The organism is Lentisphaerota bacterium (genome assembly GCA_016873675.1).
In the GTDB taxonomy this organism is placed as follows: Bacteria; Verrucomicrobiota; Kiritimatiellia; order RFP12; family JAAYNR01; genus VGWG01.
This window is the reverse complement of record VGWG01000216.1, coordinates 1-1,577: the sequence shown is the minus strand read 5'-3', so window position 1 is coordinate 1,577 and position 1,577 is coordinate 1. Positions and strand designations below refer to the sequence as shown.

At 62.1% G+C, this 1,577-nt stretch carries 2 protein-coding genes; both read right to left on the bottom strand.

What is annotated here, in order from left to right:
* Positions 1-18: 18 nt before the first annotated feature.
* On the bottom strand, positions 19-939 hold the full coding sequence (locus tag FJ222_12810) for a hypothetical protein (protein MBM4165302.1): 921 nt from the start codon (positions 937-939) through the stop codon (positions 19-21).
* 174 nt (positions 940-1,113) lie between these two features.
* On the bottom strand, positions 1,114-1,577 hold a 464-nt coding region (locus tag FJ222_12805), incomplete at its 5' end, for a hypothetical protein (GenBank protein MBM4165301.1).

The following is a 1,577-nucleotide window of genomic DNA, read 5'->3' as shown; positions in this document are numbered from 1 at the left end:
TCACCCGCTCGGCGGGAGTCATCCTGCTCGGTTCATTCTGTCATTAGCAGCCGAACCGCTGGTTACGCGATCCGTACGATCAGTGGTGTGGGAGGGGCGCTCCGCAAGGGGCGTCCCTATCCCGATCGACCCTTTGTCCATGTTCTGCTGCTTTGCCGCCTTGAAACCGTGCCGAGGAAGGACTGACCCGATGTCGTAGTATGGCGAGAATTCGCATCCTTGCCAGTGCTCGGCTGAGATTCCGAATGCGTTCGTTGGTGCCCCGAGTTGATTGTAGAATACTCGGACTCCGGTGATGTCCTTGGCCTGCTCTGCCTTGGCCGCTCCGTCCCATAGCGCCTCGTCAAAGGCGACTGGAATACGCATGACTCCGCCGGGGCGAAGACTGGTCCACGATGGGAAGTTCCGGTACCAGACGCCTGGCTGCTTTGTGATCCAGATCTCGCGCCACCCGTAGCACACAATCTTCAGTCGGTCGAACCCCCAGGAGTTCCATTCATCGTAGAAGTTCAGGGTGTCGGTCGAGGTGTTCTTGATGCATGCGAAGAAATCAACTCGAAACGCATTGGTTCGCGCCCACGCGTCTGCCTCTGGCGATGCTTTCTCAGGCAGATGCACGATGTTGTTCGCGGTGACAGAAGTGGGGGCGCCTGTGTCCGGGTGCGGAAACCCGCCGGTCAACACAACCTCCTGCGGGGGCGGCAATCCTCGGGCGCTTGCCTCTGTGACAAGGAGGACGTTCGTCACGGGTTCAATCGTGAGTTGAATGCCGCTCCCGGCAGCAACGCCTGCCCACGCGATGAGTACCGATATGATCGTCTTCTTCATCTCTTCGCCGAACAAGTGATTGAGCAGTTTCGGGCTATCACCACCGTTTGCGGAGATAGTGCACCAAAAGGAGAAAAGCGTCAACGGCAAAAAGAGAAGCATGTGATCCATGCTAACGGCCTATCCTGCGGATTGTAAGGATAGGCGGAAGGATGGCAGGCTGAATGTTGGGGGCACGCTTGCCTCGATGCGTCGCTTGAGGCAGCTCGCGGGCTGGTGGCGGCCGTGGATGGCAGGCAAACATATAGGGGCAGCACCGGGCGGCGCGTCAAGCGAAGCAAACCCTCATGTTGATTCTTTCCGTTGGTTACAGAGGGCGCGTAATCGGGTTGGGTGGCCTGATGGGCGCGCGGGGAACAACCACGGAGGGTGTAACGATGGCAGACGGGAATGGTGCAGAGGGCGTGGCGGTCGGCGAAGCCGGGGTTGCGCGAGCGGCTCGACCGGCGGCTGGCGGAATGGAAGGCCAGGAGGGGGAAGTGAACAGTAGGCAGTGGCAGTGGCAGTGGGCAGTGGTGGCGGGGGCGATGCTGCTGGCCGGGTGCGCGGGGCCGCGGGTGGTATTCGTGCCATCGGCGGACGCGCCGGTGCGGGCCGGGCCGGAGATGCGCGGCCGCGTGTACGTCTGGAACGGCGCCACCTGGGAGCTCTCGCGCAACCGGGTACCCGTGCCCGAGGGGATGTACATCTGGGACGCCGGCGACCCGGCGCCGGCGTCCGTCGATGGCCGGAAATGAGTGTGAGCGGCA